We start from the raw sequence: 15949 nt of genomic DNA on the forward strand, positions 1-15949 counted from the left end.
AAATTAAATTCACTTAAAATAGATCCTATATTTTTACATTATTCTTTCTTCAATATTTTAATCACTACAGACTTACTAATGGGAGTATTACTTTTATCAGCGTAATGGTTATAGGGAACTAGGATATTAGTCTCTGGAAAATACGTAGCAATATTTCCTTGTGGGATATTATAGGAGATTATCTTAAAGTTTTCTGCTTTCCTAGGAACATTGTCATAGTTGCTAGTAAGATCAACAATTTCTAAAGGAACTAGATGAAACTTCTCAATGTCCTTAGGATTCATTAAAACAACTCTTCTTTCATTAAAAATACCTCGATAGCGATCATTCATGCCGTAAATTGTGGTATTAAATTGGTCGTGAGAGCGAATAGTCATCATTAAAAATTCATCTTCTTGTAACTGATGATCTGGTACAGAACAATTACTAAATTGAGCTTTTCCATTAGGTAATTTGCTAAAATCTAATTCACGAACATTATTAGGAAGATAAAAGCCTGATCCTTTAGATTTTTCTTCTATTCCTTTAAAACCAGCAATAACTTCTTGTAGTTTTGCTCTTATGGATGTATAATCTTCGCTTAATGGTAGCCAATCTACGGGATGATTTCCTTTAAAATAAGCATCTGCAATGCCGCCGATGATTTCGGGTTCGCTTTTAAGATTATCTGAAGCAGGAGATAGCATTCCTTTTGATCTATGTACCTTTCCCATACTATTTTCTACGGTAAAAAATCGTGTTTTCCCATCTTTTAGGTCAAATTCAGATCTTCCTAGAGTTGGCAGTATTAATGCTGTTTTCCCAGCCGTAGTATGGGTGCGGTTTAGTTTCGTGCTTACTTGCACAGTTAACTCACAATTTTGTAAAGCATCTGCAGCATACTTTGTATCCGAAACAGCAGATACAAAGTTTCCGCCCAACGCAAAAAATACTTTTGCTTTTCCTTCATGCATTGCTTTTATAGAATGTACAGTATCAAGTCCTGCTTTAGTAGGTGGTGTAAAACCAAAGACATTTTCTACAGCATTATTAAAAGCTGGAGATGCATGATGTATAATTCCTACAGATCGATCTCCTTGTACATTACTGTGCCCTCTAACAGGACATGTTCCTGCACCGGGTTTACCCAAACTTCCTTTCAACAATAATAGATTCACACATTCTTTAATGTTGTCTACACCATTTTTATGTTGAGTAAGTCCCATAGCCCAACAAATAATAATCTTATTTTTATGGGCTAATAGTTCCACCACTTGGTCGACTAAAGAAGATGATACTCCTGATTGTTTGATCATTTCTTGTTCGTCAAAATTTTGCAGATGTTCCAAAAATGACTCATATCCTTGCGTGTAAGTTTGGATAAACTTATGATCAAACACTTTTTTTGTTTGTTGATCTAATACAGCAAGTTTGATAAGAATAGCTTTTAATAATGCTACATCCTGATTGATCTTTACTTGCAAATGAATATCGGTTAGTGCTTCTCCTCCCGCAATAAGACCTTTTACTTCCTGAGGATTTTTAAATCGAATAAGCCCTGCTTCTTCAAGTGGATTGATACTGATTACTTTTCCACGTTGTTCTTTGCATTTTTGCAATGCCGACAGCATTCTAGGATGATTAGTTCCAGGATTTTGTCCAATAACTAAAACAACTTCTGCTTTTTCGAAATCATCTAGTGTAACGGAACCTTTACCAATACCTAAAGTTTCACTAAGTGCTACGCCACTAGATTCATGACACATGTTGGAGCAATCCGGCATATTATTAGTGCCAAAAGCACGTATAAAAAGTCCATATAAAAAAGCAGCTTCGTTACTGGATCTTCCAGAGGTATAAAAGATGGCTTCATTAGGATTTTTAAGTTGATGTAAGTGTTCAGCAACAAGTGCGTAAGCTTTCTCCCAGCTAATCGGTTGATAATGTATACTATCTGGATATAAAACCATGGGTTCTGTAATCCGTCCACTTTTCCCGATTTGATAATCGGTCCATTGTGAAATTTCTTCCACGGAATATTTTTTAAAAAAAGCAGCATCTACTTTTTTATTGGTTGCTTCTTCTGCTAATGCTTTTGCACCGTTTTCACAATATTCTGCAACTTTAGAAGGTTTATCAGGATCTGGCCATGCACAACCAGGACAATCGAAACCCTCTTTTTGATTCATCTGAGCAAGTCCTTTTAATGATTTCACAACACCCATTTCTTTAAAAGCATGTTGTAGGGCTACTTTTACAGCCTTAGTTCCAGCAGCATAAGTAGAAGGTTCTTTTACTGTTAAATCAGAAAACTCAGTAGATCCAGTGATAGAAATATTTCGTTTGGAATTAGCCATTTTTGTGAAATGAAGAAATTAATGAAATGGAAGATACAATTATCAGTATAATAAATAATCTATTTGTAAAAATAAATAGTTCCGGTATATCGATTTCACAAAGGTAAGGGATGGTTGAGAATAGTAATTACACTATTTTTGCAATAAGTTAATTTTTATTGTCGTATTGAAACCAGTTTCAGAACATCCTAAAATAGAAGTTTCACTAGAAAAAATAGAAACTTCGCAACACGCTTCTTTTCATACAGGAGTGTACAAACAACCTTATTTTAGTGGTAACTGGCATTATCATCCCGAATTTGAATTATTATTGATTGTTAATGGGCAAGGTAAACGATTAGTAGCAGATCATGGTGAAGATTTTGAAGTAGGAGATTTGGTTTTGCTTGGGGGGTATTTACCTCATGCATGGATTCCGGATGCCCGATTTCTAGAGGAGAGTTCTGAAGAGTACTGTGAATCTATTTACGTTCAATTTCGAAAAGATATTTTTGGATCTCATTTTGTGGATGTGCCTGAACTCAAAGGAGTTCGTAAAGTGCTTCAGGCATCCGAACGAGGTATTAAAATTATTGGAAAGCATAGAACCAAGATTGCTGAGTTGCTTCAAGAAATTCCAAAGCTTTCTCCTTTAGATCAATTGCTAAAACTAATTAAAATACTGGATCTCATTAATCTTTCAGGATATCAGGTGTTAGCATCAGAAAATTATTTGAAAAATAGTTTCTATTTTAAATCAAATAGGATTTTAAAAGTTCACGAATTTATAATGGAACATTATAAACAAGAGGTCTCTCTAGAAAAGTGTGCTGAAATGGTAAACATGACGGTATCTGCTTTTTGCAGATATTTTAAAAGTGAAACTACCTTTACCTTTACCAATTACTTAAATAAAATACGAATAGATTTTGCCAAAAAATTATTGATTAATACAGATATGCCAATCAAAGAAATTGCTTTTGAATGTGGATATAATTCTGTTCCTTATTTTAATAGACAGTTTAAAAAAATAGAAAAGATATCACCTTATACGCTACGGAAATCTGCTAAAGATGGATAGTGGTTTTTTAAAGTGTTTTTTATTTTTTTAAGATTAGATTTGCAAGGTTTAGCTTTAAAGAAGAATCCCTAAGATTGGTTTTATTGATTTTTAAGTGTTCCTTAATGGATTTAGTGCCTAACACATATGCTTTCGCATTATTGATAGCATCTACTGCCAATAATTCATCATTAAGAAAGTACCAAATGGAAAATTTATAAGTGGTTTCCTCTTCATTTCTAATAATTGCTTCATTGCAATCAAAAGGTAAGCCTATCATTTGTAGTTTAATATCATATTGATCTGACCAAAACCATGGGATCGAATTATAAACTACTTCTTTTCCGCAGATTGAAGCTGCTGCAATTTTTGCTTGATCTACGGCATTTTGTACAGACTCTAGACGTATAAAACGATTATAATGAGGGTTGTGATGAAACGCACAATCTCCAATGGCATATATATCTTTATCGTTTGTTTGGCAAGCTTGATTTACTTTTATACCCTTTTCAATTTCTATTCCTGCATCTTTTGCTAGCTCAGTATTTACAATAACTCCAGTACCTAATATAATTAATTCGGCTTCATATGAATTGTTGTCATTACAGTTGATGATGTTTGTATCGCCTTTAGATGTAATTGAAGAAACATTTTTGTTGGTATGAATTTGAACTCCATTTAGTGTATGTACATCATAAAAAAATTGACTCATTTCAGGTGATGTTACTCTCGCTAATATTCTGGATTCGCGTTCTAAAAGAGTAACAGAAGTTCCAAGTTTTCTTAAGGAGGCAGCAATCTCTAATCCGATATATCCTCCACCAACAATGAGTACTCTTTTGTTTGCATCCTCTTTTACTTTCCTGCGAATCGTAGTAGCATTATTAGCCGTTCTAAGAGTATGTACTTCGGTTGCTTGTTCTAAACCTTTAATAGGGGGTATTAGCGGTCGTGCACCTGTAGCAATTACAAGCTTGTCATATTGATGTATTGCCCCATCTTCTGTAATAATAGTTTTATGAATACGATCAATTTTCTTTACGGAAATATTGAGATATAGCGTAATATTTTCTTTTTCATAGCTCTCCAATGACTTTAATAAATTATTATTTGCCTCTTCTGCTGAGGTTAAATAGGATTTCGACAATGGAGGTCGATGATAAGGAGTTTCTGGATCCTTGTCGAATATAATTATAGAACCAGTCCATCCTTCTTTTCTAAGAGAAAATGCAAAATTAATTCCCGCATGACTTGCTCCAATAACCAAACATATTGGAGCTTTTGTGTTTTCGTTAGGCATAGTAATAATTGAGGTAATTAATGTAGGACAGGTTGTTATAAGTTTATTGGGCTACTGTGACTATCAATCCGTCCAAACTATCATGAATTTCTAATTGACAACACAATCGGCTGAATTCGTTTGCATTGTCATCTAGTTCTAACATATCCTTTTCGATCTCTCCAGGAGCACCTGTTTTTTCGAAATGATCTGGATGAATAAATACATGACAGGTAGCGCAAGAACAAACACCACCGCAATCTCCGTCAATTCCTTTGATATCATTATCAACAGCTAGCTGCATTACAGATCCTGAAGTTCCTTCTACCGAAATGGTTTCGTTTTCACTAGTGATAAAAGTTATTTTAGGCATACTTATATTTTTTAATTATTTTTTTGAAAAGAGAGTTATTTGTTAAACGTTACAATTAAGCTATTAAAACCTACTTTTCTTTTAAATTCTCCAAGCTCCTCGATATTTTCTTGAGCGTCAATAATATTTATAGAAGCTACTTTTTTAGTTAAGACTTGTAAGAGTATTTTCATTATTTGACGAGCATGTGTGGCTCCTAAGCATTTGTGATGACTAAATCCAAAACTTACGTGAGGATTGATTTTTCTGTCCAGTACTACTTCATTTGGATTTTCAAATACCGTTTCATCTCTATTAGCCGATGCCCAACATAAAGAAATACGAGCATCTTTTTTTACAGCGTGTTCGCAAACTGCTGCATCTTGAGTAGCTACTCTTCCCATTTGTGTTAATGGCGCAAAATATCGTATCAACTCTTCTACAGCTTTGCCAATGATCTCAGAATCATCTTTCAATAATTGTAAAGACTCTTTATGTTCAGCAAAATAGGCGATCGTATTTGTGATGGAATTAATTACTGTATCTCTTCCTCCGGCAAAGGTTAGGATCATAACTCCCTTTACTTCTTCTTTTGTGAGTTTTCTATTGTCGATCTCTGAGTTTAATAAAATAGAGTATAGGTCGTTACCCGGATTTCTTATTGCCTTTTCAATTTGCGCATCTATATAATCATATAAGATGTTTGCCTTGCTACTATCTAATGCGCTGCCTTCACTTCTAAATACATGTGTTCCCCAAGAGATCCAAGTTTTAGATTCTTCATGTGGAATATTAAGCAATAGTGTTAAGGCTCTTGATTGTAAGCATAAAGCAAATTCTTCTACAACTTCTACAGAACCATCCTTAGTAACTGCTTCATCAACTATATCTTCAATGATGTTAGCCAATTCAGCTTGATAATCTGGAAGTAGAGGTCTTTTAAACCAATCTTCAATAAGATCTCTATAGGTTTTGTGCATTGGAGGGTCTACTTCAAATGGAATTTGACGTGTATCTCGGATATTAACTTCTGATGGAATTACAATTCGTCCTGGAACAGCTCCAGACTGATATGTTTTCCAATTATGAGCACATTTTCTAACATCTTTAAGGCGTAATACCATAGTAACAGGATCATCCTGATCATTCATTTCGCCATATCCTTTTTCTTGTCGAGCTTTGTCAAAAGGATCAGAAAATTTACTATTCTTCATAAGATGAATTATTTAGTGAAACAAAGTAAGTGAGATACGTTTGTAGGTAGTTAGCTTATTTTGATAAATAATTAAACTATTTTAACATATTCTATTTAGAAGTATGAAGGACATTATTGAAAAAAAATATGGTGTCTTTTATATGAGTTTCCCAATAGCTCCATTCATGTTTTCCAAGATGTTCTTGATAGGTGTGCGCTATTTTTAATTCTTTTAATTGATGATGTAATTTTCGATTACCTTCAATTAGGAGGTCATCTACACCACAATCAAACCTTAGTTTAGGAAGGTGTTCTTTATAGGTTAAGATGGTTTGATAGATAGATTCATTTTCTTTCTCTTCTTGAGAATATGCATTCAAGGATTCTTCTACAAAAAGTTTCATTTCTTCTAGTATTGTTATAGTGGATAATCCAGATACTGCATCAAATTTTTGATGGTTTTTGATTCCTAATCGCAAAGCACCAAATCCTCCCATGGATAGACCAGCTATACATAATTTTGAGTCGGCACTAGCTTGTGGGATCAATTCTATAACAGCATTTATAACATCCTCGGTAATCCATTTCTCATAATCAGCATGTGTATGCAGAAGATATCCGCTACCATCACCCCATAATCCATCTGATGGCATTGCGATAATCATGGGTTCTATTTCACCGTTTTGAATCCAGGATTCCATTTTTAAATGAATACCAGTTTTCTGCGACCAAATCCAATGACTTCCATAAACACCATGCAATAAAATAGTTATCGGTAAATCTTTCAGATTTTTACCCGAAGGTACATATACGGTAATATCTCCTCTTTGTTTAAGATAACCACTTTTTACTGTAATGTGCCTTAGGTGATTGGCTTCAAAGCGAGGATCTGATATTTCTGTTGTTCTAAATTTTGATGGCATATCAATTTTTATTTTAATGCTTCAAAAACAATGACACCTTTCGCATTTTTTCCGGCTAGCATATCATCAAAAGCTTGTTGTAATTCTTCGAATTTGTAGGTTGAGGTTACCATTTCATCTAATAATAAATCGCCTTTATCATAGAGCTCCAAAATCTTAGGAAAGTCGATATGGGGTCTGCATTTACCATATAACGGATTGATATATATTTTATCCCATTCGAATAATTGCATATCGATTGTTACTTCTTGTTCGATACCACTTACCTGAACTGCAGTTCCAGCATTACGAATCATTCCTAGAGGTGCAGCACCTAATTCTGGTATAGCGGTGCATTCAAATGCAAAATCGGCACCTCTTTTGCCCACAATCTCTTTAACTTTTATAGTAGCTTTTTTTAACCCTTTATCAGATTTTTTTGCTAATACAAAATGAGTAGCACCAAATTGCTTTGCCATTTCTAATCTTGTTTCATTAATGTCTATAGCTACAATTTTAGCTGCTCCGGATATTTTAGCTCCCTGAATTACATTAAGACCTACGCCACCAGTTCCAATAACAGCTACAGTCGATCCAGGAGTTACTTTTGCGGTATTTACAGCAGAACCATATCCAGTCATTACTCCACAACTAACAATAGATGCAGAACTGAAAGGAATTTCGGTTTGATATTTTACGACAGCTTGTTCTCTTACAACGGTATGTGTGGATAAGGTACCAATATTGAAAGAGCGTTCGATGCCTTTATTATTAAAAGTAGTACTCTCTAATCTTGCATGTCCTTCTGAAACTTCTCCATCTGGTAATGCGTCTCCCGCAACTACTGGAGAATTATTCTCACAAATGTGTTGATTTTGTTCTTGACATTGAAAGCAAGTTCCACAAGGAATTGCCCAGTTAAGAATTACATGATCTCCTGGTAAAATAGAGGTTACGTTAGGTCCAATATCGGTTACAATTCCAGCACCTTCATGACCTAATATAACTGGTCTACCCCAATGCAGAGAATCATAATCGGTATGACACACCCCTGCTGCCATTATTTTTACAACAACTTCATCACCTTCTGGTTTATGTATTCTTATATCTTCAATAGAGAAATTTCCATTTCCATTAGTAATCGCTGCTTTTGCTAACATTTCTAAAAGTATAATTGTTAGCTGCAAATTAGCGTTTAGTAAATGCTAATTATTAAACTGTTTTAGCAATTGATTGTATTATATATTCTCAATCAATAATTAGATATAAATTCCACCAAGTTGTCATTTCTTTCGAGATGTAACTTTTTACGCAATCTATATCTGGAAGTATGAACACTTTCTACTGATATGCCAAGTAATGAAGCCATATCTTTACTTGAAAAGTTCAGTTTTATCAAGGCACATATTTTTAGATCCGTTTGGGTTAATGTTGGAAAGTTAGATTTTAAATTTTTATAAAAACCTTGGTTTATATTGATAAACCTTGCTTCGAACTCTTTCCAGTTACTTCCCATTCCGGATTGAATGGATTTAATGATTTTATTTACAGAGTTTAAATTTAAATTATCTTTATTTTCTGCTAATGAATTTTTCAAGCCAACAATAAATTCATCTTTTTCGATAAGCTGAAGAGCTGATTTCGCTAATTCTTTATTTTTTAGTTCTATTGCTTTTTTACTTTCATTTAGCTTCAATCGTTGTTTTTGTTTTAATAAGCGTTGTTCTCTCTTGTGTTTTCTTTTTAAATTTTTAAAGGTCATAACGCCAACAATAATTAAAAAGAAAAGTGTGACAAATAATAGTGAAGCACTAAGCAGAGATATTTTTTGTCTACTCTCTAATTCAGATAAACGCTGCTCTTTAAGGATTTTTTCTTGCTTTTCCTTTTGTAATCGATATTGATCTTTAATTTCAAATAAGTACTCATTGTTTTTACTATTAATACCAAATATTTTGTTTTCTAGATCAATAGCTTCCTTGATATGAGAAAATGCACGTTGGTAATCTTTAGAGTCATAGTATAATTGGGATACTTCTTTGTGATTAATAATTTGGTAGTTCATATGACTATTATGTACATAGGATACCTCAAGTGATTTGTTATAATGAAATTTACTTTGCTTGTAGTCTTTTTTAAGATGATATAATCTAGCAAGAAAGTAATGAATAATCACTAAATAAGATTCGTTATTTTCTTTAAAATATTCTTGTGATTTTAAAAGTATTTCTTCAGCCTTTTCAAATTGCCCTTCATTTGCTAATAGAAAACCTCTTTCTGATTCTAAAAAATAGTTTCGAATTCCTTCATTTTTAGCCTTAAAATATAAATAGCAACTGTCGAGATAAGTTCTTGCAGTCTCATAGTCTTTATTATATCGGTAAAAGTTGGCTATAGAAAAGTAGTCACTAATGGTGTAATCTATGCTAAAACCTTTTTGAGAAGAAAGCTCTTTGCTAATAGTAAGAGCATTACCAAAATTTTCTAATGCCTTTGTGTTTCGATTATAAAAACTATATAGCCATCCAAGAGATTGATATACTCTGGATTTGGAGAATGAATCATTACTATTTTCCGCAAGAAATAATGCTTTCCAATAACCATCATACGCTTTTCCATAATTAAGATTATGTCCATACAATTCAGAAAGCTCGTTGATGCTATTGATTAAATTGAACGTGTCTTTTTTGAACGTAAAAAACTCAATACTTTTTTCATAGTTATGCACAGCTTTTTCAAAGTTTACAAACCTGTTTTCTCTAGCTTTTTCGAGATATTGATTTTGCTTATATAGTTGTTGCGACCATGAGATACTAACGCAAAACGTTATAAAAATTATTGAAATTGGGGTTCTTTTAAACATAACTTTTTCATCAAGTAAGCTTAAGGCGCTTTTGGGTTATAATTGAAATATTATTTTATTTCTTCTTTGTTTACTGGCATATTCTTTATTAAAGCCCGAATACTTTACGTAATTCACATAAAGTAACAAAAATATAGAAGCATTAAAGTTGTGTTTTAAGAGGTCTAGGCAAAAATAGTGTTTTTGTCTAGTACTTTTCAACCTAAAATACCACTTGTTCAGTTTATGTCTAGTGTGTTTTAAATCAAGATTCTGATGTATATGTGATATTTGTCGAACCTTAATTTTTATAATTATGAAGAAGGCTTTAAGATCTATTCTTAAAATTAGCGTTATTCTTGGTTTTTTCTCATCGAATGCTCAAAATTATTCAGAAATCGGTAATCACGATTTTAATCAACATTGGGAGTTTAAATTAGTAGAAAATACTGGAATATATGATACTGAACAATATGATAATTGGACAAAAATCAGCATTCCACACGATTGGAGTGTAGATTTTTCTTTTGATGCAGATAAGGGAGAAGGAGCCACTGGATATTTGCCTGGAGGAAAAGGTTCGTATAGGAAGGAATTTATTATAAGTGAAAAAAAAGAAACTACTACTTATCTATTATTCGATGGAGTTTATAATAATAGTAAGTTTTATCTGAATGATAAATTATTAGGTTTTCATCCTTACGGGTATTCTCCTTTTTATTTCGATATCACAGATGATTTAAACACGACTACAGGAAAAAACCAACTTAAAGTTGATGTCAATCGCAAGAAATATGTGGACAGCAGATGGTATACTGGTTCCGGTATATATAGAAATGTAAAACTAATTCGAAAGAACAATTTGCATATTCCGGTTTGGGGAATCTTTATAACTACTCCCAAGATTACAGATGAAAAAGCAGTAGTGAAAATTGCTTCTTCCATAAAAAATAAATTTACAGAAGATCAAAAGTTTGATCTAATGATTAAAATTTATGATGATAAAGGTGATATGGTTTCTGAATTCAGTGAATCCAAGAGCATAGATTCCCAGAATGATTTGAAGATTGAAAGTACCATCGAAATATCCAATCCTTATCTATGGAAACTAGATTCCCCAAGATTGTATAAAGCTGTTGTTTCCATTGTTCAGAATAACAATATTGTAGATAAGAATACTATAAAATTTGGTGCTCGCGAGATTGAATTTGATGCAGATAAAGGTTTCTTTTTAAATAAAGAGCATACCAAAATAAAAGGGGTTTGTTTACATCACGATGGAGGTATTGTTGGAGCTGCTGTACCGAAGGACGTTTGGAGAAGAAGATTGCAGAAATTAAAAGAAGCAGGTTGTAATGCGATAAGAATTTCACATAATCCAGGATCAGAGGAATTTTTGGAGCTATGTGATGAAATGGGATTTTTAGTACAAGACGAATTTTTTGACGAATGGGACAATCCCAAAGATAAAAGATTGAACATGAATGAAAGAAGCGTGGATGATATCACTCGTGGTTATACAGAATATTTTCAGGAGTGGGCAGAAAAAGATCTTAAAAATACCATATTGGCACATAGAAATCATCCTTCAATTTTTCAATGGAGTATAGGAAATGAAATAGAATGGACATACCCTAGGAATGCCGATGCAACTGGCTTTTTTAATAATATGGACTGGAGCGGAAACTACTTTTGGGAGGAACCCCCACATTCTACAGCACAGATTAAAGAAAAATTGGAAACACTTCCACGTGGGAAATATGATATTGGAAAAACAGCTAAGAAACTAGCAGCGTGGACTAGAGAATTAGATACCACAAGATATATAACAGCTAATTGTATTTTACCTTCTGCTAGTCATCTGTCTGGTTATGCTGATGAACTTGATGTTGTAGGATATAGTTATAGAAGAGTACTGTATGACTATGGACATAGGAATTACCCCGACAAGCCTATTATGGGAACTGAAAACTTAGTGCAATGGCATGAGTGGAAGGCTGTTGAGGATCGTCCATTCATCTCCGGGACATTCTTGTGGACAGGAATTGACTATATGGGAGAATCTAATGGGCAATGGCCAAGAAAAGCAACGCCAAGCGGGATGTTAGATGTTGCGGGATTCGAAAAACCATCCTATCATATGATGAAAACCCTTTGGAATGATGAACCTCATATTTATGTAGCAACACAAAAACTAGAAAAATCAATCTTTAAGGAAGACGAAAAAACAGGAGAGCCAGTAGAAAAAGAAAAAGGAGCTTGGAAAAAAGCTTTATGGGTATGGCACGATGTAAATGAACATTGGAATTATGAAGATCGGCAAAAAGTAGTCATAGAAGTGTATTCTAATTATGATGAGGTAGAGTTATGTGTCAATGAACAAAGTTACAAGACAAAAAAACTAGAAGATTTCGAAGATAGAATCTATAAATGGATCATTCCTTTCCAGAAAGGAGAACTAAAAATCATTGGAAAAAAAGATGGCGAGATTGAAGAAATCAAGACAGTAAAAACTACTGGTGAACCCAAAAATATTAAACTAATAACTGATAAAACCGTGATGCAATCGGATGGATATAGTGTCGCTCACATAATTGCACAATTGGAAGATGTTGACGGAAATCCTGTTAAAAATATAGAAGATAAGATAATGTTTTTTGTGGATGGAAATGTTAGCATACTGGGGGTAGATAATGGATCTGCTTTTAGTGTTCAGGATTATAAATCAAATTCAGTTAAAACCAATAACGGAAAATGTTTACTTCTTATTCAGTCCCAAAAAGATAAAGGAGATATCACAATATCTGCTACATCAGAAAAGCTAACCAGTAATAAGTTAACCATAAATATTAAGTAGATTCTTGTACTTTACAGTATCTAACCATAGCATATATCATATGAAGCTAAATCATAAAATCGTATTTCATTTATTAGCAACTGTACTTGTTATCGGTTGCAATCAACCTGACAAACAAGAAATTGTGGAAGAGGAAAAAAATAAGCCTTGTGAAACTGTACTTGATGTATCTCCAGAGAAATTAGATCGCTTTGGAATCACCAATAAAGAATACTTAAGCGCAGCTTCAAAAAGAGCACTTCAGTGGAAGTATTTTGAGAATGACTGGTATCGAGTTTTCAATCCAATGAAACCGTTGAAAGGCGATTTAGCTTATGAAGAAGGTGTTGTTCGTAGAGATCCTTCCGCAATCATTAAAGTAGATGGGTTGTATCATGTTTGGTATTCAAAAAGTGTGGGTCCAACAGATGGATTTGGTGGGGATATTGAAAACGATAAAGTTTTTCCTTGGGATCGTTGCACCGTATGGCATGCAACCTCCGAAGATGGATGGACTTGGAAAGAAGATAAAGAAGCTGCCGTTCCTTTAGGAGAGAAAGGATCTTATGACGATAGATCCATTTTTACGGTAGAAATTATGGAATGGGATGGGATGTATTATCTATGTTACCAAACCATCAAGTCACCATATGATGTTCGTACCAAAAATGAAGTTGGTTTAGCACGGTCTTCATCTCCTTTTGGTCCTTGGACAAAAAGTAAAGAACCTGTTCTAAAACCAGCTGATAATGGTATTTGGAAAGGGGAAGAACAAAATCGCTTTATGGTAGAAAAGAAAGGAGATTTTGATTCGCATAAAGTTCATGACCCTTGTATTCTTCCTTACAAAGGAAAATTCTATTTGTATTACAAAGGAGAGCAAATGGGAGAAGAAATATTATATGGAGGACGTCAGATTCGACATGGTGTTGCTGTAGCAGATAATCCAAAAGGGCCTTACGTAAAATCTAAATACAATCCTATTTCCAATTCTGGACATGAAATATGTGTATGGCCAGTAGATGGTGGAATAGCTTCTTTGATTACTACGGATGGACCCGAACGAAATACATTCCAATGGTCACCAGATGGGATCAATTTTGAGATTCGTGGTGCTGTAAAAGGAGCAAATATGCCTCATGCTATTGGTCTGAATAGAACTATTGAAGCTACAACAGACAATCCAACTGCAATTTTTGATTGGGGATTATCTCACATGTATAATAGTTGGAACTACCAGAGTATTATGCGTTTTGACTCTTATCGAAAAACATCGCATGTAGCACAAGGGGCTAAAGCGCCAGATGGGGAAAAGAAAAAAGACAAGCAAAAAGATAATTAATAAGTAGACAAAATTGAAAGCAACGATATATAAAGGCAATAAAACCTTTAGTGTAATTGATAAGGAGGTAGCAGTACCTAAAGAAGGAGAAGTTCGTATCAAAGTAGCATATTCTGGAGTATGTGGAACCGATGTGCATATCTATCATGGTATGATGGATAAAAGAGTAAATATTCCAGAAACAATAGGTCATGAAATGTCAGGTACTATTGATGCTATTGGTGAAGGAGTAACAGGATACGAATTAGGTGATAAGATTGTGGTAAGACCATTAGATGATCGCGCAGTAAAACCTTCAGATAAAGGTTTTAATCATATCTGTGAAGAGCTTAAGTTTATTGGGATTGACAGTTCTGGTTCTATGCAACAGTTTTGGAACGTACCTGCTTTTACATTACATAAATTAAAAGAAGAGACCGATCTAAAATTAGCGGCATTGATAGAACCATTATCGGTAGCGGTACATGATGTTCGTTTGAGTGAACTAAACGAAGGAGAAACTGCTATTGTTTTAGGAGGAGGACCTATTGGGTTATTAGTCGCAATGGTAGCCAAAGATGCTGGTGCAAATGTTATTATTTCGGAAGTAAATCCAGTTCGTATAGTGAAGGCAAAAGAATTAGGTTTTGATACAGTGAATCCTGTGGAAGTCGACTTGGTAGCTTATGTAAGAAGTAATACTGAAGGTCGATTAGCAGACGTGGTATTTGAAGTAGCAGGCGTTCAACCAGCGTTGGATGTAATGACGGAAGTGGCTGGTATAAGAGGAAGAATTGTTATGGTAGCTATCCATGGAGAACCAAAACCAGTGAATTTGTTTAAGTTTTTTTGGAAAGAACTAAAACTCATAGGAGCAAGAGTTTACGAAAAAGAAGATTACGAAAAAGCAATTCAATTGATAACAGCCAATGAACTTCCTTTTGAAGAACTAATTACCGATGTTCAACCCTTAACCAAAATTCAAGAAGTTTTTGAAAATATAGATAACAATCCTGATGGACTTAAGGTATTAATGGATTGCCAACAATAAAATTAACCACATATAATTAATGAGTATTTTAAATAAATTCAGTTTAGAAGGTAAAACAGCCTTAGTAACAGGCTGTAAAAGAGGTATTGGAAAAGCTATGGCCATTGGTTTAGCCGAAGCTGGAGCTAATATTATTGGTGTTTCTGCAAGTCTTGAAAAAGAAGGAAGTGATGTAGAAAACGCAGTCAAGAAATTAGGAAAAGACTTTAAAGCATATCAATGTGATTTTTCAGATAGAAAATCTTTGTATCAATTTATCAAAGAAGTAAAATCAGATGTTCCAGTAATAGATATACTCGTTAATAATGCAGGAACAATTTTAAGAGCACCTGCAGCAGAACATCCAGATGAATATTGGGATAAAGTAATAGAAGTAAATCAGAATGCTCAGTTTATCCTTACTAGAGAAATAGGGAAAGAGATGGTAGAAAGAGAGAATGGAAAGATTGTATTTACAGCTTCATTATTAACCTTTCAAGGAGGAATTACTGTACCGGGGTATGCGGCAAGTAAGGGTGCAATAGGACAAATGACAATGGCATTTGCCAATGAATGGGCATCAAAAGGGATTAATGTAAATGCCATAGCTCCTGGATATATAGCAACTGATAACACAGAAGCGCTTAGAAATGATCCTAATCGAGCTAACTCAATTTTAGCAAGAATCCCTGCTAATAGATGGGGAAATCCTGAGGATTTTGCTGGTCCTGTAGTGTTCCTTTCTTCCGAAGCTGCCAATTATATGAATGGATCCATCATGGTTGTTGATGGTGGATGGATGGGTAGATAATTAAAT

General features: G+C 33.9%; 12 protein-coding genes. 5 read left to right on the forward strand and 7 right to left on the reverse strand.

Annotation, left to right across the window (positions count from 1 at the left end; translation table 11 throughout):
• Positions 1-38: 38 nt before the first annotated feature.
• Positions 39-2336 (reverse strand): FdhF/YdeP family oxidoreductase, encoded by a 2298-nt coding sequence (locus H526_RS0123465; protein WP_027395196.1) that lies wholly within the window; start codon positions 2334-2336, stop codon positions 39-41.
• Between the two features lie 166 nt (positions 2337-2502).
• On the opposite strand from H526_RS0123465, the gene H526_RS0123470 reads away from it, so the two are divergent.
• A complete protein-coding gene (locus H526_RS0123470; protein WP_035086310.1) occupies positions 2503-3396 on the forward strand; it encodes an AraC family transcriptional regulator in 894 nt (297 codons plus the stop codon).
• Positions 3397-3415: 19 nt separating this feature from the next.
• Here the strand turns inward: H526_RS0123470 and H526_RS0123475 are convergent, their stop codons facing one another.
• From H526_RS0123475 to H526_RS29985, 6 genes are all read right to left on the reverse strand, one after another.
• Positions 3416-4675 carry an NAD(P)/FAD-dependent oxidoreductase gene (locus H526_RS0123475; RefSeq protein ID WP_027395198.1) on the reverse strand — a complete coding sequence of 420 codons (1260 nt, stop codon included), beginning with the start codon at positions 4673-4675 and terminating at the stop codon, positions 3416-3418.
• 43 nt (positions 4676-4718) lie between these two features.
• Complete coding sequence (locus H526_RS0123480; RefSeq protein WP_027395199.1) at positions 4719-5027, reverse strand: 2Fe-2S iron-sulfur cluster-binding protein; 309 nt, start codon at positions 5025-5027, stop codon at positions 4719-4721.
• Positions 5028-5062: 35 nt separating this feature from the next.
• The gene (locus tag H526_RS0123485) at positions 5063-6220 is read right to left on the reverse strand and encodes a cytochrome P450 (protein WP_027395200.1); all 1158 of its coding nucleotides are present in this window, start codon (positions 6218-6220) and stop codon (positions 5063-5065) included.
• A 91-nt stretch (positions 6221-6311) separates the two neighbouring features.
• Positions 6312-7124, reverse strand: coding sequence for an alpha/beta hydrolase (locus H526_RS0123490; RefSeq protein WP_027395201.1), 813 nt, complete (start codon positions 7122-7124; stop codon positions 6312-6314).
• A gap of 8 nt (positions 7125-7132) precedes the next feature.
• Complete coding sequence (locus H526_RS0123495) at positions 7133-8263, reverse strand: Zn-dependent alcohol dehydrogenase (RefSeq protein ID WP_027395202.1); 1131 nt, start codon at positions 8261-8263, stop codon at positions 7133-7135.
• A 92-nt stretch (positions 8264-8355) separates the two neighbouring features.
• Positions 8356-9966 (reverse strand): tetratricopeptide repeat protein, encoded by a 1611-nt coding sequence (locus H526_RS29985; RefSeq protein ID WP_051336301.1) that lies wholly within the window; start codon positions 9964-9966, stop codon positions 8356-8358.
• A 295-nt stretch (positions 9967-10261) separates the two neighbouring features.
• Here H526_RS29985 and H526_RS0123505 point away from each other — a divergent pair, with 295 nt between their 5' ends.
• From H526_RS0123505 to H526_RS0123520, 4 genes are read left to right on the forward strand one after another with little or no spacing between them, the layout of a single operon-like run.
• On the forward strand, positions 10262-12802 hold the full coding sequence (locus tag H526_RS0123505; RefSeq protein WP_027395203.1) for a glycoside hydrolase family 2 TIM barrel-domain containing protein: 2541 nt from the start codon (positions 10262-10264) through the stop codon (positions 12800-12802).
• A gap of 40 nt (positions 12803-12842) precedes the next feature.
• Positions 12843-14123, forward strand: coding sequence for a glycoside hydrolase family 117 protein (locus tag H526_RS29990; protein ID WP_051336302.1), 1281 nt, complete (start codon positions 12843-12845; stop codon positions 14121-14123).
• A 13-nt stretch (positions 14124-14136) separates the two neighbouring features.
• Entirely contained in the window at positions 14137-15153 is a 1017-nt protein-coding gene (locus H526_RS0123515) for a (R,R)-butanediol dehydrogenase (RefSeq protein ID WP_027395204.1), read from the forward strand.
• 25 nt (positions 15154-15178) lie between these two features.
• The gene (locus tag H526_RS0123520; protein WP_211237859.1) at positions 15179-15943 is read left to right on the forward strand and encodes an SDR family NAD(P)-dependent oxidoreductase; all 765 of its coding nucleotides are present in this window, start codon (positions 15179-15181) and stop codon (positions 15941-15943) included.
• Positions 15944-15949: the final 6 nt, after the last annotated feature.

Origin of the sequence: Aquimarina latercula DSM 2041 (assembly GCF_000430645.1) — a bacterium.
In the GTDB taxonomy this organism is placed as follows: domain Bacteria; phylum Bacteroidota; class Bacteroidia; order Flavobacteriales; family Flavobacteriaceae; genus Aquimarina; species Aquimarina latercula.

What these genes read in the sequence shown, in the direction of transcription:
- H526_RS29985 (WP_051336301.1), bottom strand. Translation starts at nt 9,966, where the DNA reads ATGTTTAAAAGAACCCCAATTTCAATAATTTTTATAACGTTTTGCGTT.
- H526_RS0123465 (WP_027395196.1), bottom strand. Translation starts at nt 2,336, where the DNA reads ATGGCTAATTCCAAACGAAATATTTCTATCACTGGATCTACTGAGTTT.
- H526_RS0123485 (WP_027395200.1), bottom strand. Translation starts at nt 6,220, where the DNA reads ATGAAGAATAGTAAATTTTCTGATCCTTTTGACAAAGCTCGACAAGAA.
- H526_RS0123490 (WP_027395201.1), bottom strand. Translation starts at nt 7,124, where the DNA reads ATGCCATCAAAATTTAGAACAACAGAAATATCAGATCCTCGCTTTGAA.
- H526_RS29990 (WP_051336302.1), top strand. Translation starts at nt 12,843, where the DNA reads ATGAAGCTAAATCATAAAATCGTATTTCATTTATTAGCAACTGTACTT.
- H526_RS0123475 (WP_027395198.1), bottom strand. Translation starts at nt 4,675, where the DNA reads ATGCCTAACGAAAACACAAAAGCTCCAATATGTTTGGTTATTGGAGCA.
- H526_RS0123505 (WP_027395203.1), top strand. Translation starts at nt 10,262, where the DNA reads ATGAAGAAGGCTTTAAGATCTATTCTTAAAATTAGCGTTATTCTTGGT.
- H526_RS0123495 (WP_027395202.1), bottom strand. Translation starts at nt 8,263, where the DNA reads ATGTTAGCAAAAGCAGCGATTACTAATGGAAATGGAAATTTCTCTATT.
- H526_RS0123480 (WP_027395199.1), bottom strand. Translation starts at nt 5,027, where the DNA reads ATGCCTAAAATAACTTTTATCACTAGTGAAAACGAAACCATTTCGGTA.